Annotated in this window: 24 protein-coding genes; 5 read left to right on the plus strand and 19 right to left on the minus strand. The window is 47.0% G+C overall.

Annotated elements, in window-relative coordinates; all coding sequences use genetic code 11:
* Positions 1-58: 58 nt before the first annotated feature.
* The 5 genes from GBH70_RS11450 to GBH70_RS11470 form a co-directional block, all read right to left on the minus strand.
* Positions 59-1,318, minus strand: a complete 1,260-nt coding sequence (locus GBH70_RS11450; protein WP_151681172.1) for a sensor histidine kinase — start codon at positions 1,316-1,318, stop codon at positions 59-61.
* 3 nt (positions 1,319-1,321) lie between these two features.
* A complete protein-coding gene (locus GBH70_RS11455) occupies positions 1,322-1,999 on the minus strand; it encodes a response regulator transcription factor (RefSeq protein ID WP_151681173.1) in 678 nt (225 codons plus the stop codon).
* 197 nt (positions 2,000-2,196) lie between these two features.
* A complete protein-coding gene (locus GBH70_RS11460; protein ID WP_151681174.1) occupies positions 2,197-3,363 on the minus strand; it encodes an ABC transporter permease in 1,167 nt (388 codons plus the stop codon).
* A complete protein-coding gene (locus tag GBH70_RS11465) occupies positions 3,341-4,051 on the minus strand; it encodes an ABC transporter ATP-binding protein (RefSeq protein ID WP_151681175.1) in 711 nt (236 codons plus the stop codon). The genes GBH70_RS11460 and GBH70_RS11465 overlap by 23 nt, the downstream gene beginning before the upstream one ends.
* On the minus strand, positions 4,051-4,995 hold the full coding sequence (locus GBH70_RS11470; protein ID WP_151681176.1) for an efflux RND transporter periplasmic adaptor subunit: 945 nt from the start codon (positions 4,993-4,995) through the stop codon (positions 4,051-4,053). The genes GBH70_RS11465 and GBH70_RS11470 overlap by 1 nt, the downstream gene beginning before the upstream one ends.
* Positions 4,996-5,355: 360 nt before the next feature.
* Here GBH70_RS11470 and GBH70_RS11475 point away from each other — a divergent pair, with 360 nt between their 5' ends.
* Positions 5,356-6,270, plus strand: coding sequence for an LCP family glycopolymer transferase (locus GBH70_RS11475; RefSeq protein ID WP_151681177.1), 915 nt, complete (start codon positions 5,356-5,358; stop codon positions 6,268-6,270).
* Positions 6,271-6,332: 62 nt separating this feature from the next.
* Here the strand turns inward: GBH70_RS11475 and GBH70_RS11480 are convergent, their stop codons facing one another.
* Entirely contained in the window at positions 6,333-6,992 is a 660-nt protein-coding gene (locus tag GBH70_RS11480; protein WP_151681178.1) for an HAD family hydrolase, read from the minus strand.
* A gap of 355 nt (positions 6,993-7,347) precedes the next feature.
* Here GBH70_RS11480 and qoxA point away from each other — a divergent pair, with 355 nt between their 5' ends.
* The 4 genes from qoxA to qoxD are packed head-to-tail and all read left to right on the plus strand — an operon-like array spanning position 7,348 to position 11,136.
* Positions 7,348-8,280, plus strand: coding sequence for a cytochrome aa3 quinol oxidase subunit II (qoxA, locus tag GBH70_RS11485; protein WP_151681179.1), 933 nt, complete (start codon positions 7,348-7,350; stop codon positions 8,278-8,280).
* 20 nt (positions 8,281-8,300) lie between these two features.
* The gene (qoxB, locus tag GBH70_RS11490; protein WP_151681180.1) at positions 8,301-10,244 is read left to right on the plus strand and encodes a cytochrome aa3 quinol oxidase subunit I; all 1,944 of its coding nucleotides are present in this window, start codon (positions 8,301-8,303) and stop codon (positions 10,242-10,244) included.
* Entirely contained in the window at positions 10,244-10,852 is a 609-nt protein-coding gene (gene qoxC / locus GBH70_RS11495) for a cytochrome aa3 quinol oxidase subunit III (RefSeq protein ID WP_151681181.1), read from the plus strand. Before qoxB ends, qoxC begins: the two co-directional genes overlap by 1 nt.
* Entirely contained in the window at positions 10,852-11,136 is a 285-nt protein-coding gene (gene qoxD, locus GBH70_RS11500; RefSeq protein WP_151681182.1) for a cytochrome aa3 quinol oxidase subunit IV, read from the plus strand. Before qoxC ends, qoxD begins: the two co-directional genes overlap by 1 nt.
* An 85-nt stretch (positions 11,137-11,221) precedes the next feature.
* Here qoxD and GBH70_RS11505 read toward each other — a convergent pair whose 3' ends face one another.
* The 13 genes from GBH70_RS11505 to GBH70_RS11560 all read right to left on the minus strand — a co-directional run bounded on the left by GBH70_RS11505 (position 11,222) and on the right by GBH70_RS11560 (position 24,761).
* A complete protein-coding gene (locus GBH70_RS11505) occupies positions 11,222-11,965 on the minus strand; it encodes an SDR family NAD(P)-dependent oxidoreductase (RefSeq protein ID WP_151681183.1) in 744 nt (247 codons plus the stop codon).
* Positions 11,966-12,347: 382 nt separating this feature from the next.
* The gene (gene tagH, locus GBH70_RS11510; RefSeq protein WP_151681184.1) at positions 12,348-13,160 is read right to left on the minus strand and encodes a teichoic acids export ABC transporter ATP-binding subunit TagH; all 813 of its coding nucleotides are present in this window, start codon (positions 13,158-13,160) and stop codon (positions 12,348-12,350) included.
* Between the two features lie 89 nt (positions 13,161-13,249).
* Positions 13,250-13,735: a VanZ family protein gene (locus GBH70_RS11515; protein ID WP_151681201.1), complete on the minus strand. Its 486-nt coding sequence runs from the start codon at positions 13,733-13,735 to the stop codon at positions 13,250-13,252.
* 283 nt (positions 13,736-14,018) lie between these two features.
* Positions 14,019-15,347, minus strand: a complete 1,329-nt coding sequence (locus GBH70_RS11520; RefSeq protein ID WP_151681185.1) for an N-acetylmuramoyl-L-alanine amidase family protein — start codon at positions 15,345-15,347, stop codon at positions 14,019-14,021.
* 257 nt (positions 15,348-15,604) lie between these two features.
* Positions 15,605-17,347 carry a phospho-sugar mutase gene (locus GBH70_RS11525; protein WP_151681186.1) on the minus strand — a complete coding sequence of 581 codons (1,743 nt, stop codon included), beginning with the start codon at positions 17,345-17,347 and terminating at the stop codon, positions 15,605-15,607.
* Between the two features lie 286 nt (positions 17,348-17,633).
* Positions 17,634-18,791 (minus strand): teichuronic acid biosynthesis protein TuaH, encoded by a 1,158-nt coding sequence (tuaH, locus tag GBH70_RS11530; protein WP_308697046.1) that lies wholly within the window; start codon positions 18,789-18,791, stop codon positions 17,634-17,636.
* A gap of 17 nt (positions 18,792-18,808) precedes the next feature.
* Positions 18,809-19,573 carry a teichuronic acid biosynthesis protein TuaG gene (gene tuaG, locus GBH70_RS11535; protein WP_151681188.1) on the minus strand — a complete coding sequence of 255 codons (765 nt, stop codon included), beginning with the start codon at positions 19,571-19,573 and terminating at the stop codon, positions 18,809-18,811.
* Complete coding sequence (locus GBH70_RS11540) at positions 19,574-20,263, minus strand: YveK family protein (RefSeq protein ID WP_151681189.1); 690 nt, start codon at positions 20,261-20,263, stop codon at positions 19,574-19,576.
* A complete protein-coding gene (locus GBH70_RS17645; protein ID WP_308697049.1) occupies positions 20,229-21,392 on the minus strand; it encodes an O-antigen ligase family protein in 1,164 nt (387 codons plus the stop codon). Before GBH70_RS17645 ends, GBH70_RS11540 begins: the two co-directional genes overlap by 35 nt.
* The gene (locus GBH70_RS17280) at positions 21,290-21,739 is read right to left on the minus strand and encodes a hypothetical protein (RefSeq protein ID WP_253693808.1); all 450 of its coding nucleotides are present in this window, start codon (positions 21,737-21,739) and stop codon (positions 21,290-21,292) included. Before GBH70_RS17280 ends, GBH70_RS17645 begins: the two co-directional genes overlap by 103 nt.
* Positions 21,740-21,791: 52 nt before the next feature.
* Positions 21,792-22,730 carry an NAD-dependent epimerase/dehydratase family protein gene (locus tag GBH70_RS11550; protein WP_151681191.1) on the minus strand — a complete coding sequence of 313 codons (939 nt, stop codon included), beginning with the start codon at positions 22,728-22,730 and terminating at the stop codon, positions 21,792-21,794.
* On the minus strand, positions 22,723-24,072 hold the full coding sequence (gene tuaD / locus GBH70_RS11555; RefSeq protein ID WP_151681192.1) for a UDP-glucose 6-dehydrogenase TuaD: 1,350 nt from the start codon (positions 24,070-24,072) through the stop codon (positions 22,723-22,725). Before tuaD ends, GBH70_RS11550 begins: the two co-directional genes overlap by 8 nt.
* A 29-nt stretch (positions 24,073-24,101) precedes the next feature.
* Entirely contained in the window at positions 24,102-24,761 is a 660-nt protein-coding gene (locus tag GBH70_RS11560) for a sugar transferase (RefSeq protein ID WP_151681193.1), read from the minus strand.
* Positions 24,762-24,851: the final 90 nt, after the last annotated feature.

Consider the following 24,851-nt stretch of genomic DNA (forward strand, 5'->3'; position numbering starts at 1 on the left):
TCCCCCTTTTTCGAAGGGGGTTTTTCATGCCTTCATATTGCCAAAAAAAGAGCGGCCCTTATTTGCCGCTCTTTTTTTCCTGCAACTCTTTACGCCTTTTTTTTGGAAAAGTAATCGTAAACTTTGTGCCTTCGCCGAGTTTGCTGTCCACTTTGATTTTCCCGTTATGCTTTTCGACAATCCACTTTGCAATGGAAAGGCCGAGGCCGAGGCTGTCGGTTTTGGTGCGCGATTTGCTGACCTGGTAAAAACGGTCAAAGATTTTTTCACGGTCTTCTTCTTTCAGGCCGATTCCGTTATCTTCCACAGTTATCCCGACTTGGTTTTTGCTTTCAAAGCAGGCAAGCTGGATTTTTCCATCATCCCCGGTATATTTCATCGCATTATCCAACAAAATGACAATCAGCTGATGGATCCGGTCCTGGTCACCCGAAAAAGTAATCGGCGGCGCGGATTTTAAAATGATTTCTTTCCCCTGTATTGATGCCAATTCCGAAAAATGGTCCACGATTTCTTTCATGAGTTCATCCAAATAAAAATCCTTTATTTCAATTTCAATTTCATTTGAATCGGAACGCGCCAACGTCAGCAGGCTGGAAACAAGTTTTGTCAGGCGCCTGCATTCTTTTAATATCGTAGAAATGTCCGGGAGAATATCCTGGACGGTTTCATTCGGCTTCCGCAACAAAAGCTCAACCCGCGACTGGATAACCGCGAGCGGGGTGCGGATTTCATGGGAAGCATCGGAAACAAATTGCGTCTGCTTTTCCCAAGAAGCTTTGATCGGCTTTAATGCCCTTTCCGCTAAAATCAGTCCGGCAATCACGGCAAGGAGGCTTGCCAGCGCGCAGCCGGCAATGGTAATGATCAGCAGTTTGTGAAGCATAATGACTTCCCCGTCTATCTGCTCCACGAATTGGATTTTGACATTTTCCCCCTGCATGACGCCTCTTACCGTATACGTACGGAAATAATGTCCTTCCACCTCAATCGTATCCATAATGTCATAATGTTTCGGCGCAAATTTCTCCTCGTTATCTTCGTAAATATATGCATCCGGCCCATTATCGGCATGCGTCAGCAATTCATTGTCCCGGCTCCAGATCAATACGCGCAGGCGGATATCACCGTGAATATCGCCGTCCCTGCCAACGCCGGTTTTTTCGATCCGGTTCAATGCGGAATAAATACTCCGGTCGGCTTCACTGTACATATGTGTGCGCACATACAAATAAATGACCGAACCTAGCACCGCAATCAGTAAAATGAACACGCATGAATTTAAGACTGTCAGCTTGATTCTTGTTTTCCGGAACATCGATTATTCTTTGGGCTCCTTTAAAATGTAACCGATCCCGCGCACATTTTGGATGTCTTTATGGTATCCATATGGTTCCAGTTTTTTTCTTAAATGGTGGATGTACACTTCGACAATTGCAACGGTCGTGTCACTATCAAATCCCCAGACCCTGTCAAAAATCTGTTCCCTTGTTAAGATATTGCCGCTGTTTTGGATCAGGTATTCGAGCAGTTCATACTGGGTAATCGTCAGCTTGACCGGATGGCCGTCCACTTTGATTTCTTTGTCCTTCCCGAATAATTCGATCCCGCGGTAACGCAATGTATGTTCAATTGTCATATTGCTTGTCCTTCGCAACGAAGCGCGGATCCTTGCTTTCAGTTCGGCCGTCTGGAACGGTTTGACGATATAATCATCGCCGCCGATCTCAAGCCCTTTGACCCGGTCTTCCAATGAATCTTTGGCGGTGACAAACAATACAGGCGTCATAATTTGGTCTTTCCGCAATTCTTTTAATATCGTAAAGCCGTCCATTTCGGGCAGCATAACATCGAGCAAAATTATGTCGTAAATATTTTGCTGTGCCAAAAAAAGCGCTTCTTCCCCGTCTGTCGCGGTTTCCACTTCAAACTCATCTTCGAGCATCCGTTTCATGGATTCCAACAATGATACATTGTCTTCTACGATTAAAAGTTTCATGCAGCAATACCTCCATTTTCCCCATTATATCAAAAACATTTTGTGCACAAAATGGCCATTCTCTTTCCTTTTTTGTGACAAGTTTCGCGAAATCCGCTTCCCGCCCGGCACGCTTTTCCATCAGGGGTATTGCGGATTTCATGCTTGCAATCTATTGAAAAAACACTTGGATCATTATCATCCAAGTGTTTTTCATGTTATTCATATCGTAAAGCCTGGATCGGATTCAATTTTGAAGCTTTGTTTGCCGGGAAGACGCCGAACACGACACCGACGATTAATGAAAATCCGAAGGCGAGTGCAGTTACCGGCAGCGACAGCGACACGGATGCACTGGCAAACAGCCCGTAAATTTTGATGGCGGCGAATCCGACGCCGACGCCGAGCAGTCCGCCAAGCGCGCTCAATACAATCGCTTCAATCAGGAACTGTACGAGAATATCTTTCCGTTTCGCCCCGATCGCTTTCCGGATCCCGATTTCTTTCGTCCGCTCCGATACCGAGACGAACATAATATTCATGATCCCGATCCCGCCGACAAGAAGCGAGATGCTGGCAATGCTGCCGAGAAGCAGTGACATCGTATTTTGCACTTCGCTCATCGTATTCATGATATCCTGCGAATTGGAAACACTGTAGTAATCACTGTCATGGAAAACGGATAGAAGCGAATATTTAACTTCTCTTTCCACAAACGAAACTTGATCGGCGCTTGCCGCCTGTACGTAGACGGAACTAATATGGGTCGAACCAACCAATCTTTCCGCGGTGCTGAACGGCACAAAGATGGTATAATCGCCGCTCGTTCCCATTGAGCTGCCTGAAGATTGCAGTACGCCGACAATTTTATAAGAAGTCCCGTTTAATTGGATGGTCCGGCCGACCGGATTCTCCGCCCCAAACAGATCGGTCGCTGTTTCCGATCCTATCACGCATGTTTTTAAACGCAACTCATTATCGATATCAGCCAGGAAACGGCCGCTTGACAGTTTTGTATTTTTAATTTTTTGATAGGATGCAGTCGTACCGATTACGTTAATCGTTGAGGACGTTGTGCCGTATTTGGCGGTTACCCGGCCAGAAATCACCGGTGCCACCCGCTTTACGCCGCTTAGTTTTTTCAAATGATTCACATCATCAATCGTGAAATCGCTGCTGTCCGAATCGAGGACACTGACCGTTAACACGTTTGTCCCGAGGCTGTTAATCGAGGAGCTAACCGATTGGGAACTGGACTGCCCGATGGAAACGAGTGCAATGACGGAAGCAACCCCGATGATAATCCCGAGCATCGTCAGGATTGACCGCAATTTGCTTGTTTGGATGTTTCTTAATGCCAGTTTAAAAGAAGGCAGAAGTTTCAACCAGATCCCCTCCATTCTCATAGAGACGGCCATCTTTAATTTGCACAATCCGCTTTGCCTGCCTTGCCACACCGAGATCATGGGTAATCAAAATAATCGTATGACCTTCTTCATTTAATTTTTTCATAACTTCCATGATTTCCCGGCTTGTTTTACTGTCGAGCGCACCCGTCGGTTCATCAGCGAGTAAAATCGGCGGATTGCAGACCAATGAACGTGCGATCGCAACACGCTGCTGCTGGCCGCCCGATAACTGGGCCGGGAGATGCTGTGCCCGGTTCCCCAAACCGACTTTATCAAGGCACTCCCGGGCAATCTTCCTGCGTTCATGCGGGCCCATCCCCTGGTATAACAGCGGCAGCTCGACGTTTTCAATGGCCGTAAGCTTGGACAGCAGGTTAAAATTTTGGAAAATAAACCCGATTTTTTGATTGCGGATCGCCGCCAGCTGGTTGTCATTTAATTTCCCAACGTTATGCCCTTCAAGGATATATTCACCCGATTCCGGCTTATCGAGGCAGCCGATCATGTTCATCAATGTCGATTTGCCGGAACCGGACGGGCCGATGATGGCGATAAACTCGCCATCTTCGACATGAAGGGAAACCCGATGCAGTGCCGTCACCGTTTCCCCTCCGACTTTATACGTTTTGACCATATCTTTTATTTCAATCAGTGTCTTCCCCATTATTGAGCGCCCCCATGCATTCCGGTACCGGAGAAGTTTCCGCCAGGCATGCCGCCGCCGGAGAATCCGCCGTTCATCATCACGCCTTTCTTGGCTGAAGTAGAAGAAGATGACGAACTGTTGGAGACTGAAGGAAGTACAACCTCTTGACCGACACTCAAGCCGCTTGTCACTTGGATATCGTCATCATTGTTGATGCCGGTTTTGATCGTTTGTTTTGTTGTGCCGGAATCAGTTTTCACGTAAACATATTTCGAGCTGCCATCGGTATGGACGGCATCAACCGGTACATAAACCGCATTTTTCACCGTTTTGGTTGTGATTGTGGCTTCTGTGGACATCCCGACTTTAATATTTTTCGGATTTTCGATGGATATCGTTACATCAAAAGTTGATACGCCGTTATTATTGGTTCCTTCTTCGGCAACATCCGTCACTTTACCTTTGAAAGTTTTGTCATCAAGGGCACTCAAAGTGATTTCCGCACTTTGGCCTTCTTTCACTTTGTTAATATCCGTTTCATCGACACTAATGGTCGTTTCCAACTTGTTGTAATTTTTAATATGCGCCACAACCTGGTTTTCCCTTACCTGGTCACCGCTTTGGACACTTAACGATGTAATCTCACCGGAAATCGGTGCCGTAATCGGGTCGCTGCCATCGGTAAAAGTGACCAATGTATCGCCTTTTTCTACTTTATCGCCTTTCGAAACAAGCACTTCATCCACCGTTGCTGTGCCGTCAGCTTCAACATCTTTGCTGCTTGACGATTCAACCGTCCCGGAACCGGTTACCTTGACCGTTAATGTCCCCTTCTGTACCGAGGAGGTTTGTATTGTTGTCGTGCTGGCATCCGCACTGCTCTGCTTACTTTTCACATAAAAAAACGACCCTCCCCCTATAATGACGACAATCAAGACGATTGTGATAATCCATTTTTTCATCCTTATTTCTCCTTTCCTGCTTCCCGTTTATATAAGGAACAACCTGCCCCAAGGCAATACTTCCACAGATGATTCATTTCCTCGCTGACTTTATTATGGATGGCCAATCTTAAATTTTTCTTAATGGTATAAAAAAGGATGGCCCCCGAAGCCGGCCTGCTTATCCAGCAGGGGTTCCGCACATTGTAATCATCAAAATTGCAGTCCGGGCACTTCCCATATCATATATATAGGAAGAAGGCCATTATACCTATGTCCAAAATCCGACATTTTATGTGAATCCTCAAAAAAATATATCTAATGATGCAGAACCGTGTTATAATGTCGAATCATATGACTGAAAAAAGAGAGGACGAACCGATGAAGAAAAAAATCCTGATGTCTTTCTTAAGTTTGATCGGGATCGTTATCATCGCCGGCGGGGCGTACGCGTACTATATATATAACTCGGCAAAAGCCGCCGCAGATAAAATGCACGAAACCGTAAAAAGTACTTCAATTACCACAACAGCCTCCAGCCAAAACGGGCAGCCAATTTCGATTTTGCTGCTCGGCGTTGACCAGCGCAAAAACGATCCGGGCCGTTCGGACACGATCATCGTCATGACGCTGAACCCTAAAAAAGGCACAACGCAAATGATCAGCATCCCCCGCGATACAAGGGCGCTGATTGCCGGGCGCGGCACGATGGATAAAATCAATGCCGCTTACGCATACGGCGGAACCGAAATGGCGCTTGAGACAGTTGAAAATTTTACGGGCATGCAAATGGATTACTATGTCCGCGTCAATATGAAGGCCCTCAAAGAACTTGTAGACGCGGTCGGCGGGATCACCGTCAACAATACGATCGACTGGTATGATGAAGGATATTATAAAAAGGGTTACCATTACAAAAAAGGGGAAATCCATCTGAACGGGGCCCAGGCGCTTGGTTACGTCAGAATGCGCCATTTGGATCCGGAGGGGGATTTCGGACGGAATAAACGGCAGCGGAAAGTCATTGAAGCCCTGATCCAAAAGGCAACAAGCATTACTTCGGTTACGAAATTCACAAGCATTTTGAATACGCTCGGCGATAACGTCAAAACCAACATGACGTTCAATGACATGCTTACGATTGAAAAAAATTACCGGAATGCCGCCAATAAAATTACGCAGTATGAAGTAAAAGGCACAAATACGACGATCAATGGCGTGTATTACTTATCCGTTTCAGACGCCGAAAAAGAAAAAGTGGCGCAAATGCTCCGGCAAAATCTATCAAACAACTAAAAAGGCCCGCTCCCGCATCACAAAAATGCGGGGCGGACCTTTTTTTGCATGAACAATTACGGTCATTTATTTCCAATCATGCGGAGCAGGTCTTCAAGAGGCGTCTCGGCCATCGAATGGATGCGGTGGTCGAAATCGCCAAACTGCAGATCCTTCGTTACCCGGTTCGGCACCACGACACACAACATGCCGGCGCGTTTTGCCGCCAAAGCCCCGTTTGGCGAATCTTCAAATACGAGGCAGTGTTCCGGTTTAACGCCAAGGCAGTCGGCAGCTTTCAAGTACAAAGCCGGATCAGGCTTCACCTTTTCCACATCATCCGATGATTTGATGCAATCGAAGTACTCAAAAAGCTTGAGATGATTTAAGTAGCGGGAAATCCATTCATAATCGGAGCTGGAAGCAAGCCCGACTTTTAAGCCCAGCTGTTTGGCCGATTTCAAGTAATCTTCCACACCTTCACGGGCCGTCCCCTTTTCCAGTCTTTTTAAAAACTGCTCCTCAGTCTGCCTGTTCAGTTTTTCTATCTCAACAGGCTGCCGGATTTGTTCTTCAAGATATTTGAAAGGCTCAAAATTGGAACGGGTCCCGATTCCTTTTCCCCACAGCTCCAACGGCAATTCGCAGTGATAGCCGCGGAAAATTTCACATAGCACTTCATAATGTTCCGTTTCCGTATCCATAATCAGCCCGTCAAAATCAAAAATGACAGCTTTGATCATCCGCAAAACCCCCTTTTTTTCATTCATATTATACTGTAAAAATACTTTCTTCCATTAAGGTTATGAAATCTTTTTCACCATGTTTCCTTCGCGATTATTCACATATTTGTAAATTATTCTCGTATAACAACAAAAATTTGACAAGTCTATGAATATTATATGAATTTTTTATGAACATTTTATGAATAATGGGGGATTCCAAGGTAAAATACAACACAAAATATACAGTTTGATTGTAAAATAGATTTGCACCATAATAAAGGTGGAAAAATATTAAGGTAGCAGTTTTCATCAACTTCTATCATTTTGTTTTTATCTGTACATCATTTTACCAAACCGGAAGGAGAGAAAAAATGTGTTGAGGAAACTACCTTGGAAGTTGACACTGCTGTTGTCTCTCACTTCGCTGTTTTTATTGGGCGGATGTGACACAAAAATGGCAGTACTGGATCCACAGGGCCCAATGGCACGGGAACAATATCATCTTATTGTTTACTCGGCAATATTAATGGCTTTTGTGTTTGTCGTTGTCTTGGGACTGTACCTTTACATGGTCATTAAATACAGGGAGTCGCGTTTGCCGGCTGACTACAAACCGCCGCAACTCCACGGGCATAAGGTGCTTGAGATCGTTTGGACGCTGATCCCGGTGCTTATCATTATTGCCATTGCAATTCCTACTGTGAAAGCAAACTATTCGGTGGAAGAAACGCCAAAATCGTTAAAAGACAAAAAACCTTTAACCATTTACGTCACATCTGCGGACTGGAAATGGATTTTCAGTTATCCTGAACAAGGGATTGAAACCGTTAACTACGCAAATATTCCGACAGATCGCCCGATTAAATTCCAGTTGACATCAGCCGGCACGATGGCTTCATTCTGGGTGCCTGAACTAGGCGGGCAGAAATACACGATGCCGAATATGACAATGCAGCTGATCCTGTCTGCGGACCATCCGGGAGACTATACGGGGAGAAACTCAAACTTTAACGGCGAAGGTTTCGCTAAAATGGACTTTAACGTTGTTGCCCAAACACAGTCCGATTTTAATAAATGGGTAAAAGAAGTCAAAAGCACCGCCCCAAAAATGAAAAAATCGGATTATGAAAAACTTGTCAAAACGGAAGGGCTTGTCGGAACACAAACGTATACCGGCACGCACTTAAAATGGGTAAATGTCCATGAGCAGCATACTTACGGCGAACAATCGAAAACGAAGTCAAACGAAAGCCATGACCACAGCAATATGGATATGTCCAATATGGATATGAGCGGTAACAACTAACGGAATAGGAGGAAAAAAGCGTGAAACTAAGTGATTTTTTCGTCACCGGTGAACCGGCCATATACGCTGCCGAAGTCGGTATCGTACTCGGTATAATCGCTGTCGTCTTTTCATTGACCTATTTCAAAAAATGGAAATGGTTATGGAAAGAATGGCTGACGACCGTTGACCATAAAAAAATCGGAATTATGTACATTATCGTTGCTATTTTGATGTTATTCCGCGGCGGCGTCGATGCTTTAATGATGAGAACACAGCTAGCGCTGCCGAACCAGCATTTATTGGACGCTAACCACTACGACGGGATTTTTACAACACACGGCGTAGTCATGATCTTATTTATGGCGATGCCGTTCCTGTTTGGGTTAATCAACATTGTCGTTCCATTGCAAATCGGGGCGCGCGATGTCGCCTTCCCGCTTTTGAACGCATTCAGCTTCTGGGCAATGGTTGCCGGGGCGGCGCTGTTTAATATTTCATTTATCATCGGGGGTTCGCCTACTGCCGGCTGGACGAGTTATTTCCCGCTTGCCGGTACCGAATTTACAAAAGGCGTGGGAAATAACTATTATGCGCTTGGCCTGCAGCTCTCCGGGATCGGGACGCTGGCAACAGCCGTTAACTTCATTGTCACGATCCTTAAGATGCGGGCACCGGGCATGACACTGATGAAAATGCCGATGTTTGCCTGGTCTACTTTAATTACATTTATTATCGTACTTTTCGCTTTCCCTGTATTGACAGTGGCATTGGCTGAAATCACGTTTGACCGCACATTCGGCGCCCACTTCTTTACAATGGGGTCAGGCGGTAGCCCGATGCTTTGGGCAAACTTGTTCTGGATCTGGGGCCACCCGGAAGTGTATATTGTATTGCTTCCGTCTCTTGGCATTTATTCGGAAATCATCACAACATTCTCGGGAAAACGGCTTTTCGGTTATACTTCAATGGTTGTCGCCATGGCCGGGATTGCGTTCTTCAGCTATTTCACATGGGTCCACCACTTCTTTACAATGGGGAACACATCGGCCGTTAACTCGTTCTTCTCGATTTCAACGATGATTATCGCGATTCCGACAGGTGTCAAATTATTCAACGAAATCTTTACGATGTACAAAGGGAAAATCAGGTTGACGACACCAATGCTGTGGTCGCTTGCCTTCATCCCGACGTTCCTGATCGGCGGGGTTACGGGCGTTATGCTTTCGATGGCAGCAGCAGACTACCAATACCATAATTCGTATTTCCTGATTGCCCACTTCCATTACACGTTGATTCCGGCAGTCGCCTATGCTTGTTTTGCAGGGCTCCACTACTGGTATCCGAAAATGTTCGGCTACATGCTGAATGAAAAACTCGGAAAAATTACGTTCTGGTTGTGGATGGTCGGCTTTAACGTTTGCTTCCTTCCGCAGTACTTTGTCGGGCTCGACGGAATGGCACGCCGGATGTACACTTATGAAGCAGGGCTCGGATGGACCGGTTGGAACTTCACCTCTACAGTCGGTGCTTACATCATGGGCGTTGCCTTTCTCGTACTCGCTTGGAACATTGTTTACAGCATTAAGCACGGCAAACGCGATACGACCGGCGACCCATGGGACGGCCGAACACTCGAATGGGCAACCCATACGCCTGTCCCGGTTTACAACTTTGCAAAACAACCGATCGTTTCGACGATTGACGCTTATGCTGAATACAAAGAAAACGGAACACCTATTTTTAAAGATGATGACATCCGCCCGATCCATATGCCGAGCAACTCGGCAATGCCGTTCTTCTCTGCAGTCGGTATGGGGCTTGCAGGATTCGGGTTGGTTTGGTCGTGGTGGTGGCTTGCCATCATTGGCGGTCTCATCTTCCTCGGTTGCCTGGCCTGGAGATCGTTTGACCCGGATAAAGGCTATCATATCGGCGTAGATGAAATTAGACGCACTGAAAATGCAGCAGGGGGGTTAAAATGATGAGCGGTGAACATTTGGATACATCATTGCCACTTGAATACCAGCGGAATCAGGACCGCCTCACGATCTTTGGTTTCTGGGTCTTCCTGGCAGCTGAAATCACGCTGTTTGCGACTCTGTTTGCAACGTACTTTACGCTTCAGCACCAAACGGCAAACGGGCCGGTACAACAGGACATCTTTGAACTCAAAGGTGTCCTGATTGAGACCTTTATCTTGTTAACGAGTAGCTTCACTTGCGGGATTGCCGTTTTTAATATGCGGAACAAAAATAAAAATGCGATGCTTGGCTGGTTTATTGTGACGCTGCTGTTGGGCGCGGCATTTGTTGGTTTTGAAATCAATGAATTCATCACTTATGTCCATGATGGTGCAACGTTGCCGACGAGCGCATTCCTTTCTGCTTTCTATGTATTGCTCGGGACGCACGGATGCCACGTTTCTTTCGGGATTTTGTGGGGAATTTCAATTATCACGCAGTTGATTCGGCGCGGGTTAAACCCAGTGGGTGCACGTAAATTCTTTGTCATCAGTATTTACTGGCACTTCCTGGATGTTGTCTGGATCTTCATCTTCACATTTGTTTATTTAGGAGGGTTGATGAAATAATGGAGCACCATTCCAAGTATCCAATCGGGCACATTATCGGCTTTCTGCTTTCGATCGTTTTAACCCTTGTGGCTTTATATGTTGCCCTGTACACCAACCTGTCCAAAACGGTGATCATCTGGACAATCGGCTTTTTTGCCTTCCTCCAGGCCGGTGTGCAGCTGTTCATGTTCATGCACGTAAAAGAAGGGGAAAACGGCAAAATCAATGTCAGCAACATGATCTACAGCATCATCATTGCCATTGTCGTTGTATATGGAACAATCTGGGTTATGCATTATTAATCCAAAAAAATCCTGCATCCTCAAAGGGTGCAGGATTTTTTTGCCTACGGATCTGCTTCTCTGATCAATTGTAATCTGCGTATTTTTACTGTGCCGTATAGCCGCCATCAACCAGCAAGGAGATACCCGTGACAAAATCGTTTTCGCACAGGAACACGATCGCATGGGCGACTTCTTCCGGCCTGCCGAGCCTGCCGATCGGATGCCTTGTGACTAAGCCGTCATAAAAGTCCCCGAGCGCTTCTTTATTCACCATGCCGGTTTCCACATACCCCGGGCAAACCGCATTTACACGAATTCCTTTTGAGGCATATTCCAGCGCCAGCGATTTTGTCATCAATTTTACGGCGCCTTTGCTTGCGTTATAGGCAAAAGCCCCGGGTTCGCCGACATGGCCCAAAATGGATGCTGTATTGACAATACAGCCCTCGCCAGTTTTCAGCATTTCGCGGATGGCATATTTCGATCCGAAAAATACGCCGTTTTGGTTTACGGAGATGACTTTATTGTAATCTTCAAAACTGAGTTCATGTGTTACCGCCAATGTGCCGACGCCGGCATTATTGACCATTATATCGAGCCTGCCGTATTTTTTAACGGTTTCCGCAACAAGATTTTGAACCGACTTTTCATCCGAGACGTCCGCGCGTATGAATACAACGTCAACTCCGTTTTCTTTCAGTTCTTTTTCAACGGCTTTTCCGCCTTCTTCATTATAGTCGGAAATCACCACTTTAGCCCCTTTTCCGATAAGCGCTTTCACAGTTGCAAGCCCGATTCCGGAGGCGCCGCCTGTAACAATTGCAATTTTATTTTCTAAATTTGCCATCCAAATCCCCTCCCGGATTCATAAAGCCTATTTATTGTACTGTTTTTACTATACTCCCGTTTTGTAAGCGTTGTCAATTTTATTTACCAGATTGTAAGAATTTTTTCAACTCTTTTTTGCCGCAAAGGATTGGAGAATATATTAATAACACGAACACGGATCTGTCCCAAAAACCCCGTTTTGCGCAATTATTTTTAATGGCCATTTTGACTTTCCACTCGAAACGGTCTTTAGAAGCTTTGTAAGAACCACTTTGAAACTATTCGTCCTTCGAAACGGGCCTTAGAAGTTATAAAGACGACTTTCAAACGATTTTTCTCTTTGAAAAAGGTCTGTGCCAAAAGCAAGTTTGCCGGCTTTTGGCGCAGACCCTTTTTGTCTTTTATTCCGCAACTTTTTCTTTTCTTTCTTTGCTTCGTTTTTCGAGCACCATCTTTTTGAAATTTTTCTGCTTTTCTTTCGGCCAGGATTTGAATTCTTTCAGGAACTTCTCGTAATTTGGCAGCACCTCATCAATCGGTCCGTATTGCTTGATTTCCCCGGCCTCGAGCCACATCGCCTTTTTACAGAATTTTTTCACCTGGCCCATGGAGTGGCTGATGAAAAAAATGGTTTTTCCCGCTTCTTTAAATTCATTCATCTTATCAAAACATTTATCCGCAAAAGTCTGGTCCCCGACAGACAGCGCTTCATCAATCACCAGTATATCAGGATCCACATTAACGGAAATTGCAAAACCGAGCCTTGACTTCATCCCGCTCGAATATTTTTTTACAGGCTGTTCAATGAATTGCCCAATATCCGCAAATTCAATAATTTGAGGCGTAAGCTCTTTAATTTGCTTTTTTGTAAAACCGAGCATTAAACATTTCAACTCAATGTTTTCCAATCCGGTCAATTCATTATTCAGGCCCGAATTGATGGCAATAAGCGATGTTTCGCCGTTTAATTCGATCGTACCCGTCGTAGGCGGTATAATGCCGGTAATCAAATTGGACAAGGTCGACTTACCGGCGCCGTTTACCCCGACAACGCCGATCACATCGCCTGCGCTTGCTTCAAACGTAATATTTTGCAGCGCATAAAAGTCATCGCCGTATCCGCCGGGCAAAATAATATCCAGTATTTTTTCCGAATTGTTCCGGTACATCTTATACCTTTTCGAAACTTGATGGAATCTGACAGATATACTCATATATAAGAACTCCCTGTGTTCATTTATGTCATGATTTAATTATTATACCGAATAGGCCGCCGTTCGTTAAGGGCAAAACATCGGAAACGTCATTTGGTTCCCCTTGCACGGGCAATCCCCACAAACAGGCAAATGCCGGCTAAAATTCCGAAACTGTCAAAAGTGACCACATCAATAAAATGCCCTGTTCTGCCGCTGATAAACGTCTGGTGCCATTCATCGAGATTGGCGTATATGAAGCTTGCCAAAAATCCGGCCGGAACCGCATAACGGGTGGGAACGGACGCCATGCGGAGCGTGAAAAGGACGAGCAAAGTTAAAACCATGTATTCCATTACATGGCATGCTTTCCGGATCCAGAATTCGATAAAATCATACGGCAGCGTAGACGTCACAAGCGCGCCGCCGTAGTAAAACTCCACTTTCGGCAATGAACCTGCATTCAAATGGATCAGCTTTTCCAATTCCGGGCGCATGTCCTGCTCCTTATAAGGCTGGTTTGAAAAAGCGAACATAACCGCCATAAACAGGATGCTCAAAACCGCAAACAGCACGGCGTTTTGTTTTTTCTTCATGAGCAATGCTAAAACCCTCCCTCTTCGCTTCTTCCATTGTACATGAGCGAAAGGAATGTTGCACCCCTTTTGGGATTTTTGTATGTGTCAATTTTTTCTCGGCAGGGTTTATAATGTCGGGTATTTCAAGGCACTCTTTTTGTACACTTAGATTACCGCGCTTTGCTTGCTTTCCTGGATAAGCTGTGTCCTTTGATTTTTAAAAATGAAAGAATTGCAGAACTTTTCCCAGACATTTTTATGAAAAAAAGCCAAACCTTATCGGTCGGCTCTTAAAAATTGATCAATTCTTTTTATAGTAATCGATAATGCCATCATAAATCGCCTGTGCATTTTTTGACTGGTAAGTGGCGGAGGCCAGTTTTTTGAGATCCGTACTGTTGGACAGGAAACCCAACTCTACCAAAATAGCAGGCATCGTGTTTTCGCGGAGGACGTGAAGATCCTTGTAAAAATATCCTCGATTTCCATAGCCGGAAGCGTAGCCCATTGCAGCTGCAACCCTTGCCTGCACATAAGAAGCCAGTTTGATGCTGTTGGTAACGCGCGAAGCAGTACCGTTGTTGTTATTCGGGTAGAATGTTTCCACACCGTAAGCGGAGGAACTGCTGGAAGTATTGGAATGGATGCTGATAAACAGATTTGCTTTTGCATTCTTCGCAATGGAAACGCGCTGCGAGAGGGCAGGATACGTATCACCGGTTCTCGTCATGACGGTTTTCAGCCCGCTGTTTTGCAGGAGCGATTGGACTTTTAACGCAACAGCCAAATTAATGGTTTTTTCATAGATTGTACTGCCGTTTAATTTGCCGCTGGCCCCCGGGTCGCTTCCCCCATGGCCGGCGTCGATGCAAATTGTCTTACCGTTCAGGTTAAGCAGATAACTGGCACTGACATAACCCTTGGCGGTTCCGTATGCCACATAGGCCCAACCGTTGGAAACACTGTATACTTTCACTTTATCGCCGTAATACAATACTTTTAAAATCGTGCTGCCGCTGCCTGGGCTTTTTCTTAAATTTAAGGCGCTGGCCGTTACGACTTCATATTGATACGACGATGACCCTGTACTGGGCGTTGTGGAGCCCGTTGTGCCGGAAGAAGACGCCGTGCTGCCCGTCTTGGTATACTTTTTCAAATATTTCGAACTTGCGTAGCCTTTTTTGCTGCCGTATTGGATGTAGGCCCAACTGTTTTTAATAGAGTATACTGTAACTTTTGTCCCCTTTTTGAGCAAAGCTATGGTGCCGTAGTTTTTTCCCGGGCCTTTGCGCATGTAAAGGCTGGTGGCGGTTACGGTATATGTCCCGAGAGAAGCAGCGGCCACTTTTTTCAAATACTGGCTGCTTGCATAGCCTTTTTTGCCTCCGTATGATATGTAAGCCCAGCCGTTTTTGATAGAGTATACTGTGACTTTAGTCCCCTTCTTGAGCAAAGCTATGGAACTGTAGTTCTTGCTGGGGCCTTTCCTCATATACAGTGCTGTTGCCGTAACCTGGTATTGGCCGAGGGAAGTTGCCGCATAAGCGCGCTCGTTTGGCTGCGGCAGCGCACAGAGCGAAATGAGGAATGCAACGGCAGAGAGCAACAGTATTCTGCGTGCTTTGGCCATCTTTTTTTCGACCACCCTTTCTTTTGTTCTCTATTGTTCTATCACGCTACCAGTTTATCACATGTTTTGATAGTTTTTGGCATAAAATATTCTATTTGTAGAACATTTTTCATATTTTTTCAAAATTAGGCACAGTGGCCTATTCTTTCTGCCAAAGCGTGTAACATTTTGCTGTTGGCACCTCCGTGGATTTTGCGGGAACGGAGCACAAAAAAGGTGTCCCGGCCAGTAAAAGGATTTTGGGACACCTCGTTTTTTTAAAGCATTTCATTCACAAGGTTCATAACTTCATCGCTTAAACGTTTATTCAGTTTTTCGCTTGCATCGAGGGAATCGGCTTTGACGCCGAAGTAGAATTTCACTTTTGGTTCTGTTCCGGACGGGCGCATGCAGAACCACGAACCGTCTTCGAGGAAGAATTTCAGCACATTCGATTTCGGCAGTTCAATCGCTGAAGTTTCCCCTGTTTGAATGTTCGTCCTTACTTGCGATTGGTAGTCTTCGAGCGCGGCCACCTGGATGCCCGCCACTTCTTTTAACGGGTTGGCACGGAAATTGGCCAGGATTTCGGAGATTTTTTCCGATCCTTCTTTCCCTTTCAGTGTAAGGGAGGTCAAAGATTCTTTATAATAGCCGTAGCGTTCGAAAATATCGAGCAGGCCTTCATACAAAGTTTTGCCCTGCGATTTATAGTAGGCGGCCACTTCCGCCGCAAATACTGCCGATTGGACGGCGTCTTTATCGCGGACAAAATCGCCGATTAAATAGCCGTAGCTTTCTTCGTAACCGAATAAGAAAGTGTGCGCGCCGATTTGTTCAAATTCTTTAATTTTTTCGCCGATGAATTTAAAACCGGTCAATGTATCGATCGTAGGAATGCCGAAAGACTTTGCAATATCGCGTCCGATTTCCGAAGTCACGATTGTTTTTACGACAACGCCGTTTTCCGGAAGCGTGCCCTGCCTTTGTTTTTGCGTCAGTAGATAATGCAGCATGAGCGCACCTGTCTGGTTCCCGGTCAAAACCTGGTACTTTCCTTCTTTATTTTTTACTGCGACGCCCAACCGGTCTGTGTCCGGGTCAGTGCCGAGTAAAAGGTCTGCGCCGCTTTCCTCCCCATAGCGGATCGCCAGTTCAAATGCGGCATGTTCTTCCGGGTTTGGCGATACAACGGTTGAGAATTCGGAATCCGGCAGTTCCTGTTCTTTGACGACTGTCACGTTTTTAAAGCCGAAGTTTTCAAGCCCGCGCCGAACCGGAAGATTGCCCGTCCCGTGGAGCGGCGTATAAACGATCTTAAATGAATCCGCCACCGAGTCGATCACTTCTTTGTTTTGGCGGAGTTTGATGAGCTGTTCCTGGTACGCCTTGTCCACATTTTCGCCAATGTAAACGAGCAGGCCTTTTTCTACAAGTTCTTTTTCTTCTGCCACTTCAACAAGCAGCTCATTTTCGACGCGGTTCACGTAGCCGATCAGCTCGTCCGCTTCTTTCGGCGGCAACTGCCCGCCGTCCGGACCGTACACTTTATAGCCATTGTATTCTTTCGGGTTGTGGCTTGCCGTGATCACAACGCCGGCATAAGCATGCAAATAACGGACCGCAAACGATAACAGCGGCGTCGGATGGAGGGAGTCAAATAAATAAGTCTGAATGTCGTGCTTACCGAGCGTTTTCGCCGTTTCAAGCGCAAACTCCGGAGACTGCCGCCTTGAATCGTACGCAATTGCAACGCCGCGCTTTTTGGCTTCTTCCCCCTGGTCCAAAATGAAATTCGCCAGCCCTTCAGATGCTTTGCGAACCGTGTAGATATTCATGCGGTTCGTGCCTGCGCCCAGTTCCCCGCGCATACCGCCCGTTCCGAATTCCAAATTTTTATAAAAACGGTCTTCCAAACTTTTCTCATCGCCGCTTACCTGGGACAATTCTTCTTTTAAGGAAGCATCCAACCCCGCAAAGCGGTTCCATTTCTCATAAGAAGTTTTCCAATCTGTACTCATGTTGGCCTCCTACATAAATTTTTCTATTTCCATCTTAGCATAATTTCAAAGAATTCCCAGACCCTTTCTATGTGAATTTCGAATTGCCGGCCGGGCTTTCCCCGTTGCATAGAAAGGGGGTGTCCCATAAGCCTTTAAAAGCTGAAATCATACGATGATCGCGAAATTTACGGACCCATGCGGAAAGCGAGTAAATTTCGTAATCATCGCACTTTTTCCTAGTTTATCGGCTTTTTGGAACAACCCCATAAAAAAATCCGCAAAAGTGCGAATCCCTTCCAAAGAGTCAATTTACCTTTTCCACCATTTCCCGAAAAATGCCATTCCAGTTTTTGGAACGGGCGAGCCGGATGCGTGCCTGCCTGTAAACTTCATCCGCACTTTCCTCCGCCATTTTCTGGCATAAACGCATAAAATCTTCCGGATCATCGCTTTCCGTATAGGCGTAAATGCCTTCAGCAACATATTTTTTCGTAGAAGGCAGATGCGCGCCGACTACGGGTTTGCCGGCTGCCAAAAATTCAAACAGCTTCAGCGGGAAAACGGCTGCGTTATAGGAAGTCGGTTTATACGGCATGACCCCTACGTCAATCATCTGCATATATGCCGGCACTTCCGCGGGAGGAATGCTCCCTTTCCATACGACGTTTTTCGTCTGCAGCAGGCGCCGGAATTCATCGGAGCGCCCCGTCCCGTCTGGCCCGACGAGAAAAAACAGCCATTCCGGATGCCGTTCGGCCATTTTTTGAATGAGTTTGAAATCCAATTTCGGCTTAATCCCGCCGATATACCCAAAAACCGTTCCGCTGTGGGAAACGGGGGCGCCGTTTCGTTTTTCCACTCCCGCAAAAGCAGCAAACTCAACACCATTTTCCAGCGTATGCACATGCGGCGCACGATCCGGGCCGAGCCTGTTAAGCACCAGGCTGTACAAATAGTCTGATGTGCAAAAGATGGTACCCGCTTTGTGGATGACGCGGTCTTCCGCTTGTTGGACCACTTTTCGGCGTAGGAACGAAACAGCCGTTTGCCTGCCTTCCATCGGATACGACCATAAATCGCTGCAGTCATACACCGTTTTATCCCATGGAAAGAGCTCCGATAGTGCGGGGAAACCGGGAAAAGTGTACCATAAATAATATTTGCCCGCCTTTTCCCGCTCCAGTTCATCCAAGAAGGCCCGCAGTTTTTTTTCATAGAAAAAATCGATATATCTCCCAAACCGGAATATTTTATTTGGAAACAAATCCGGAATGGCCCATTCGATGATCCCGTTCGGCAGTCTTCTCCGTTCCGGCTCTTTTTTGTCAGGGACCGGGCAAAGCCAAATGACTTTCCCCTCCCGTGTTTCGTTTTGTAAAAATTCCGCGAGGCGGTGGCGCCGGTAGCGGAGGCGGTCATGGTTCCACCTGCCGGCTGCAACCACTACATGTACTGTACCCAATGTTTTTGCCCCCATTCTTAATAAATCCTTTTCCGGACGGCATTCGCAGCGTAATGGACAAAACACCAAGAAGCCGCAAGCAGCCCCAGATTTTCCATTTCGCGGTATACATACCAGTTCTGCTTTGCCATTTTCCATTTATTGCTCGAGAGGGATGCGTTGTTGCCGACCCGGTATTCCGCCAGATTTTCATCCAAACCGTACGCAGCCGTCCCTTGTTTTAAAATGGAGAGCCACGTCGCATAATCCTGCCTGGTGCGGATATTCGGCATTTGAATATGGCCGAGCTGCCCGCGGTCAATCATCACCGTTAAACAGCCGATAATGCTGTTTTTCAACATATCTGTATAACAGACGCAGGACGGTGCATGGACGGCCTTGTTCAGCGGATTGCCGTCCCGCCCGATCATTTCGTACCCTGTAAAAGTAAAAGCATGCCCGTTTTTTTCCATAAATCCGAGCTGCCGTTCAAGTTTTTCCGGCTTCCAGCGGTCATCGCTATCCAAAAAGGCCACATACCGCCCTTTTGCATAGTTCAGCGCAATATTCCGCGCTCTGGCGGCACCGCCGTTTTCCTGAAGGGCCTCGACCCGGATGCGGGAATCCTCCGCTTCCAGCCGCAGCAGTTTTTTTACAGTATCATCTGTTGAACCATCGTCGACCACGATCATTTCCCAGTCCGGAAATGTTTGCCGTATCACTGATTCGATGGTGTCTTCGATCGTTGAACCGGCATTATAGGCTGGTGTAATAATGGACACGCATGGTGCTTTTTCCCCCATTTAAAAGTCCTCCCCATGTTTCCGTTTTTTCACCAATTCCAATAGCAAAATCAGCATGCATGCAATGGCGATGCCCAACAGCGTACCTAAAACAGCGCGTTCTTTCCGCGAGAACATTTTTTCTTCCAATTGCGGAGCATCTGTCCCCGGATCGAACCGCACCGCTTTCTCCATCGAAAGCTGCTCCATTTTGAGTTTGTACAGCCATTTCACCTCTTCCGCCGTTTCCCTGCCGTCCGCTTTGATTTTTTGTAAATCCCCGATTGCCTCTTCCACCACCTCCATTCGTTCCTGATAACGTTTCTGGTCTTCCCGTAAAAACGCATTTACAATGCTGTCGAGCTGCGACGCGGCAGCCCCGGACGTCCCGGTTAATGACAGCTGGATTTCGCTACTGTTTACCTTTGACACTTTTAAGTTGCTTAATAGTTGCGCTCTCTCTTCCCCGCTTAAGTCCGGCAAATTCTTTTGATAAAAAGCATTATTTCCGAGTTCCAGCACCACCTGGTCGGGGTTATTCATGATGTCATCCTGATAGTTTCCAAGAAGAATGGCCGCTTCAGCCGTGTAATGCGCAGGCATGTTCCCGGCTGGCGACGCCCATCCGATGATCCCGAAAATAACCGGAAGCAGGATGATGAAGAACATTGCTTTTTTAGTTAGAAACCGCTTTTTCCACACGTCGTCCATCACTTTCTCCTTGTAAAGAAACGTTTTGGCACGCCCTGGCTTCCCGTGCTGCCACTTTTGAAACCGATACAACAGCTGCAGCCAGGCCAAGCAGCACCCAATGGAAATACAAATTGCTCACAGAACTCGGGCTGATACTGGCAAATAGGAATGCAGCCAGCGCCGCCATGCAGCCTTCCACCATCATTTTTTGTTCCCGACTTCTTGCGGACGGATAAAGCCGGTATAAACTATACAGCAAATACGCATACATGCCGGCATAGCCAAGAGCAGGAAACACCCCGAAATTGCCGAGAATTTCCGCAAACCAGTTATGCACTTCGTACACCCCGTGCGTATCCAGCGTCGCATGATATTTTAAATAATAAGGCATATTCCCCGCCCCGACCCCGAAGCCGTACGTGTCCGCGAGATTATGAAACGTATTGATCAGCAGGCGGAGCCTTTCAAGATTTGACGGCAATGGCCCCGGACCGCCCGCTTGGACGGCTGCGGCATACAGATTTTGAAAAACGCTGGCGGCACGGCCGGTGAGCAACGGGGCCGCGAACACCACGATGAAGCAGGCAATCATGGCGCACCATTTTTTGAACCGCGCCGGAAGAAGAATAAATCCATAGAATGCGAGGCCCGCAAACACCCCCAATAAACTCGCCCTCGATTCCGTCAGATCAATGAGGTAAATGCACAGGGCGGACATTACCAGCGCGGCAAATTTGGAATAGATGATTTTGCCGCTTTTCGCAGCCGCCAGATACAAAAAGAAAGAAATCGATAAAAATGCGGCAAAATCATTTTGATTCGTAAACACCGCCGTCGGGTAGGACAATTTATAAGCAGGGCCGCCGTAAAGGGTGGAGCTTGGCAGCTGGATATGCGCAAAATGGTTGGCAAGCCCGATTCCAACCAGGACGGCTGCCATGCCGAGCCAAATTTGGTAAAAGCGTAACGTGCCGGCAATATCCTTCATCACCACTGTTGCGAGGAGAACAAACATCATGCCCATGCCGAGCAGAAGCATGTATTTTACGCCGGCCAATACCGAAGGCGCCCAAAGCAGCGATATGAGACCGTACAAAAACCAGGCAAGTAAAAGATGGTGATGCCCTTTAACGGAAACGGCCCCCATTTTTGAGGCAATTGCCTGCTTTTCCATACGTATGCTGCGAACAGCGCCATCACGACGATAAACAGCAGCCGATATAAAAAAATGGTAAAAAACCCGATATGGATCCGGAAAAAAGACTGGTTTAAAAATGTGGACGCAATAAACGCGTACATCGCCCACTGTAGAATTTTCTCCAGTTCCAACGGGGAAACGGCTGCCATGCCATAAAAGCAGGCCATCCCGGCCATTCCGCATACAAACAACAGAATCGGCATTTTCGCGGGAATGAAAAGATACAAGGCCGCTGCTGCAATGGCGGCAAAAGCAAATGCCGCGGCAGCCAGCCGGTACGTATGATGATTTTCCATTTCCTTTTCTCCTGTTTATTTTTTCGGGGCCTTGCTTCCGGACCGGAACACGTTAAGAGGGTTGCAACAGAAGATTCCCCCTTGCATCATCCATCGTCTTTCTGATGCCCTCCGGCAATCCGACAGCCGGTTCCCACCCCAATAAGTTTTTTGCACCATCATTGGAAAGGAGGCTGTGGCGGATATCCCCTTCCCTTGCTTCGGCAAAGGAGACCTCCAAACCGGTTCCGGCCGCTTTTTGCATCATGCCAAGCAATTCCTGGATGGAAACGGATTTTCCGGAAGAAATATTCACGCAAAAATTTCCGCGGACCGCGAGCGCCCTGGCGTTTGCTTCGGCAACATCGCGCACGTAAATAAAATCCCTCGTTTGTTCCCCGTCCCCGTAAATGACCGGAGGAATCTTCCTTGTAATCCGGTCCGCAAAAATGGCGACGACGCCCCCTTCGCCGTTTGCATCCTGGCGTGGGCCGTACACATTGCTGTAACGTAAGATTCCGTACGGCAGGCCGTAAAATTTACCGGCCATTTTGAAGTATTGCTCGACCGTCCATTTTGAAAGTCCATAGGGGGACTCGGGCCTTGCCGGGTGAAAAGGGGTAATCGGCAGTTCGGCGGGATTACCGTATACCGCTGCAGATGAGGCGAATAACACTTTCCTGGCCGATACCCTTACTGCCGCCTTGATGACATGCAATGACCCTTTCACATTCACCTCTTCATCAAACAAAATATCCCTTATAGACCCGGGTACACTGACTTGGGCAGCCTGATGGACGATATAATCGGGATGGATCGACACGATTAAATCAATGACCCGGGGATCGGTAATATCGCACGGATAGACTTCAATTGGCAGATGGGCGATATGATGCCGGCTGCCTGTCGAGAAGTTATCGATCACCGCAACCTCATACCCATGTTCCAAAAGCACTTCGGCAATATGGGAGCCGATGAACCCCGCGCCCCCTGTGACAAGCACTTTACCCATTTGCGTTTCCTCCCCGGGAGCTCTTCATTTCCACCCTGCCGGTAACCGCCGGCCTCCCGATCGATACATATGTAAACCCCAGCTGCGTCATCACATCTAAATCAAAAACGTTGCGGCCGTCAATGATGACCGGCTCGTTTAAAAGGTTTTTCACTTTATTTAAATCAAGTGATTTCACTTCATCCCAATCGGTTAAGATGGCGCATGCATCCGTATTTTGGATCGCTTCATAAATATCGTCCGTATAGGAGCACTGGTAACCAAGCTGTCTTTTCGCCCTTGATATGGCAGCCGGATCAAAAGCTTTCACCATCGCGCCTTTTTCCCGCAGCATCGGGATCACATCAAGCGACGGCGCATAGCGGACATCATTTGTATTCGGCTTAAACGAAAGCCCTAATACGCTGATTACTTTCCCTTCGAGCGAACCTAGTGTTTTTTCAATTTTGGCTACGAAATCTTCCCTTTGCCGGAAATTCGTTTCAATCGCCGCTTCCAGCATTTTGAAATCAAACCCGTTAATTTTTGCCAAATAATGGAGCGCCGCCGTATCTTTCGGGAAACACGATCCCCCGTAGCCAATGCCCGCCTGTAAAAAAGATTTGCCAATGCGGCTGTCGGCGCCGATACCTTCCGATACTTGATCGACATCTGCGCCGACCCGTTCGCAGATCAACGCGATATCATTGATAAAAGATAATTTCGTTGCCAAAAACGCATTGGCTGCGTATTTGATCATTTCGGCCGTTTCGATGGACGTATGGATGATTTTTGTCCGGAACGGCCGGTGGATTTCTTCCATGATTTCAAAAGCCCGGCTGCTGTCTGTGCCGATCACCGCCCTCTCCATCTGCATCGTATCGCGGACCGCTTCCCCTTCCCTTAAAAACTCCGGGTTAGAAACAACATCAAATGCCACATTCCCTTTTGCATGGTGCCAGACGATGGAAGCGACGAGCCTTCCCGTCCCGACAGGCACCGTACTTTTATTGACAATGATTTTATATCCGTTGAGATGTTTCCCGATCGTTTCGGCCGCTTCCTTTACAAAGGAAAGATCGGCATTTCCGGTGCGGGACATCGGCGTTCCTACCGCAATAAAAATGACATCGGATGCCCGGACCGCTTCCTTGATATTGGTTGTAAAACGCAGGCGGCCTTGCTTAGTATTTTTGTCAACAAGCGTTTCAAGCCCCGGTTCATAAATCGGCATCCGGCCGAGATTTAACCCTTCAATTTTTTCTTCATCGATATCGCAGCAAATGACCCGGTTTCCGGTTTCCGCAAAACAAGTTCCGGTAACGAGCCCGACATATCCTGTTCCAATGACGGCAATCTTCATGATTCAACACTCCTTGTTCCGGATGTTTTTTACCTTGCGCCTTCCCCGGTCAACAGCACTTTGAATGTTTTTCCTATGATTTTCATATCAAGGCTGAATGACATTTGCCGGATGTAGGCCAAATCGTACTGCAACTTTTCATAAGGGGATATATCATAGCCGCCGTTTACCTGTGCCAGCCCGGTCAACCCCGGCTTTACAAGCAGGCGGTTTTCGAATCCTTCAATTTCCCGCTCGAATTGGGCGACGAACACTGGCCTTTCGGGACGGGGTCCGACAATGCTCATCTCTCCCGTTAACACAAGCAAAAGCTGCGGCAGCTCATCAATCCGCGTTTTTCTGATCAACGTCCCGATTTTTGTCACACGCGGATCGTTTGCTTCCGCCCATTTCGCTCCGTCTTTTTCAGCGTCCATCCGCATCGACCGCAGTTTGATGATGCGGAAAACTTTTCCGTTTTTCCCGACGCGTTCCTGTATATAAAAAGGCGGGCCGAAATCTTCCAAAACGATGAGGACGGCAAAGATGAACACAACGGGCAGTGCGAAAAGAATGCCGATTGCAGACAGCACAATATCTATCCCTCTTTTGACATGCAAATATTGCTTCGTCTGTTTTGAAAGATAAACGCCGTTTGTGAGCATAGCGGATTCATGGACAGAAAGCCGGATACTTTTATCAGCACCCATTTGAATTCACCTCGCTGTAGGATCTGCTTGTTCGGTTTCTGGTGTTTGATCAGCTCCTTTTCAATTGCTTGAAAATATAAATAGTGGCTG

Source organism: Weizmannia acidilactici, from assembly GCF_008974225.1.
In the GTDB taxonomy this organism is placed as follows: domain Bacteria; phylum Bacillota; class Bacilli; order Bacillales; family Bacillaceae_C; genus Weizmannia; species Weizmannia acidilactici.

Excerpts from the sequence above, each read along its gene's own strand:
- GBH70_RS11450 (WP_151681172.1), bottom strand. The coding sequence starts at position 1,318 with ATGTTCCGGAAAACAAGAATCAAGCTGACAGTCTTAAATTCATGCGTG.
- GBH70_RS11455 (WP_151681173.1), bottom strand. The coding sequence starts at position 1,999 with ATGAAACTTTTAATCGTAGAAGACAATGTATCATTGTTGGAATCCATG.
- GBH70_RS11465 (WP_151681175.1), bottom strand. The coding sequence starts at position 4,051 with ATGGGGAAGACACTGATTGAAATAAAAGATATGGTCAAAACGTATAAA.
- GBH70_RS11470 (WP_151681176.1), bottom strand. The coding sequence starts at position 4,995 with ATGAAAAAATGGATTATCACAATCGTCTTGATTGTCGTCATTATAGGG.
- GBH70_RS11475 (WP_151681177.1), top strand. The coding sequence starts at position 5,356 with ATGAAGAAAAAAATCCTGATGTCTTTCTTAAGTTTGATCGGGATCGTT.
- GBH70_RS11480 (WP_151681178.1), bottom strand. The coding sequence starts at position 6,992 with ATGATCAAAGCTGTCATTTTTGATTTTGACGGGCTGATTATGGATACG.
- qoxC (WP_151681181.1), top strand. The coding sequence starts at position 10,244 with ATGAGCGGTGAACATTTGGATACATCATTGCCACTTGAATACCAGCGG.
- qoxD (WP_151681182.1), top strand. The coding sequence starts at position 10,852 with ATGGAGCACCATTCCAAGTATCCAATCGGGCACATTATCGGCTTTCTG.
- GBH70_RS11505 (WP_151681183.1), bottom strand. The coding sequence starts at position 11,965 with ATGGCAAATTTAGAAAATAAAATTGCAATTGTTACAGGCGGCGCCTCC.
- tagH (WP_151681184.1), bottom strand. The coding sequence starts at position 13,160 with ATGAGTATATCTGTCAGATTCCATCAAGTTTCGAAAAGGTATAAGATG.
- GBH70_RS11515 (WP_151681201.1), bottom strand. The coding sequence starts at position 13,735 with ATGAAGAAAAAACAAAACGCCGTGCTGTTTGCGGTTTTGAGCATCCTG.
- GBH70_RS11520 (WP_151681185.1), bottom strand. The coding sequence starts at position 15,347 with ATGGCCAAAGCACGCAGAATACTGTTGCTCTCTGCCGTTGCATTCCTC.
- GBH70_RS11525 (WP_151681186.1), bottom strand. The coding sequence starts at position 17,347 with ATGAGTACAGATTGGAAAACTTCTTATGAGAAATGGAACCGCTTTGCG.
- tuaG (WP_151681188.1), bottom strand. The coding sequence starts at position 19,573 with ATGGGGGAAAAAGCACCATGCGTGTCCATTATTACACCAGCCTATAAT.
- GBH70_RS11540 (WP_151681189.1), bottom strand. The coding sequence starts at position 20,263 with ATGGACGACGTGTGGAAAAAGCGGTTTCTAACTAAAAAAGCAATGTTC.
- GBH70_RS17645 (WP_308697049.1), bottom strand. The coding sequence starts at position 21,392 with ATGGGGGCCGTTTCCGTTAAAGGGCATCACCATCTTTTACTTGCCTGG.
- GBH70_RS17280 (WP_253693808.1), bottom strand. The coding sequence starts at position 21,739 with ATGGAAAATCATCATACGTACCGGCTGGCTGCCGCGGCATTTGCTTTT.
- GBH70_RS11550 (WP_151681191.1), bottom strand. The coding sequence starts at position 22,730 with ATGGGTAAAGTGCTTGTCACAGGGGGCGCGGGGTTCATCGGCTCCCAT.
- tuaD (WP_151681192.1), bottom strand. The coding sequence starts at position 24,072 with ATGAAGATTGCCGTCATTGGAACAGGATATGTCGGGCTCGTTACCGGA.
- GBH70_RS11560 (WP_151681193.1), bottom strand. The coding sequence starts at position 24,761 with ATGGGTGCTGATAAAAGTATCCGGCTTTCTGTCCATGAATCCGCTATG.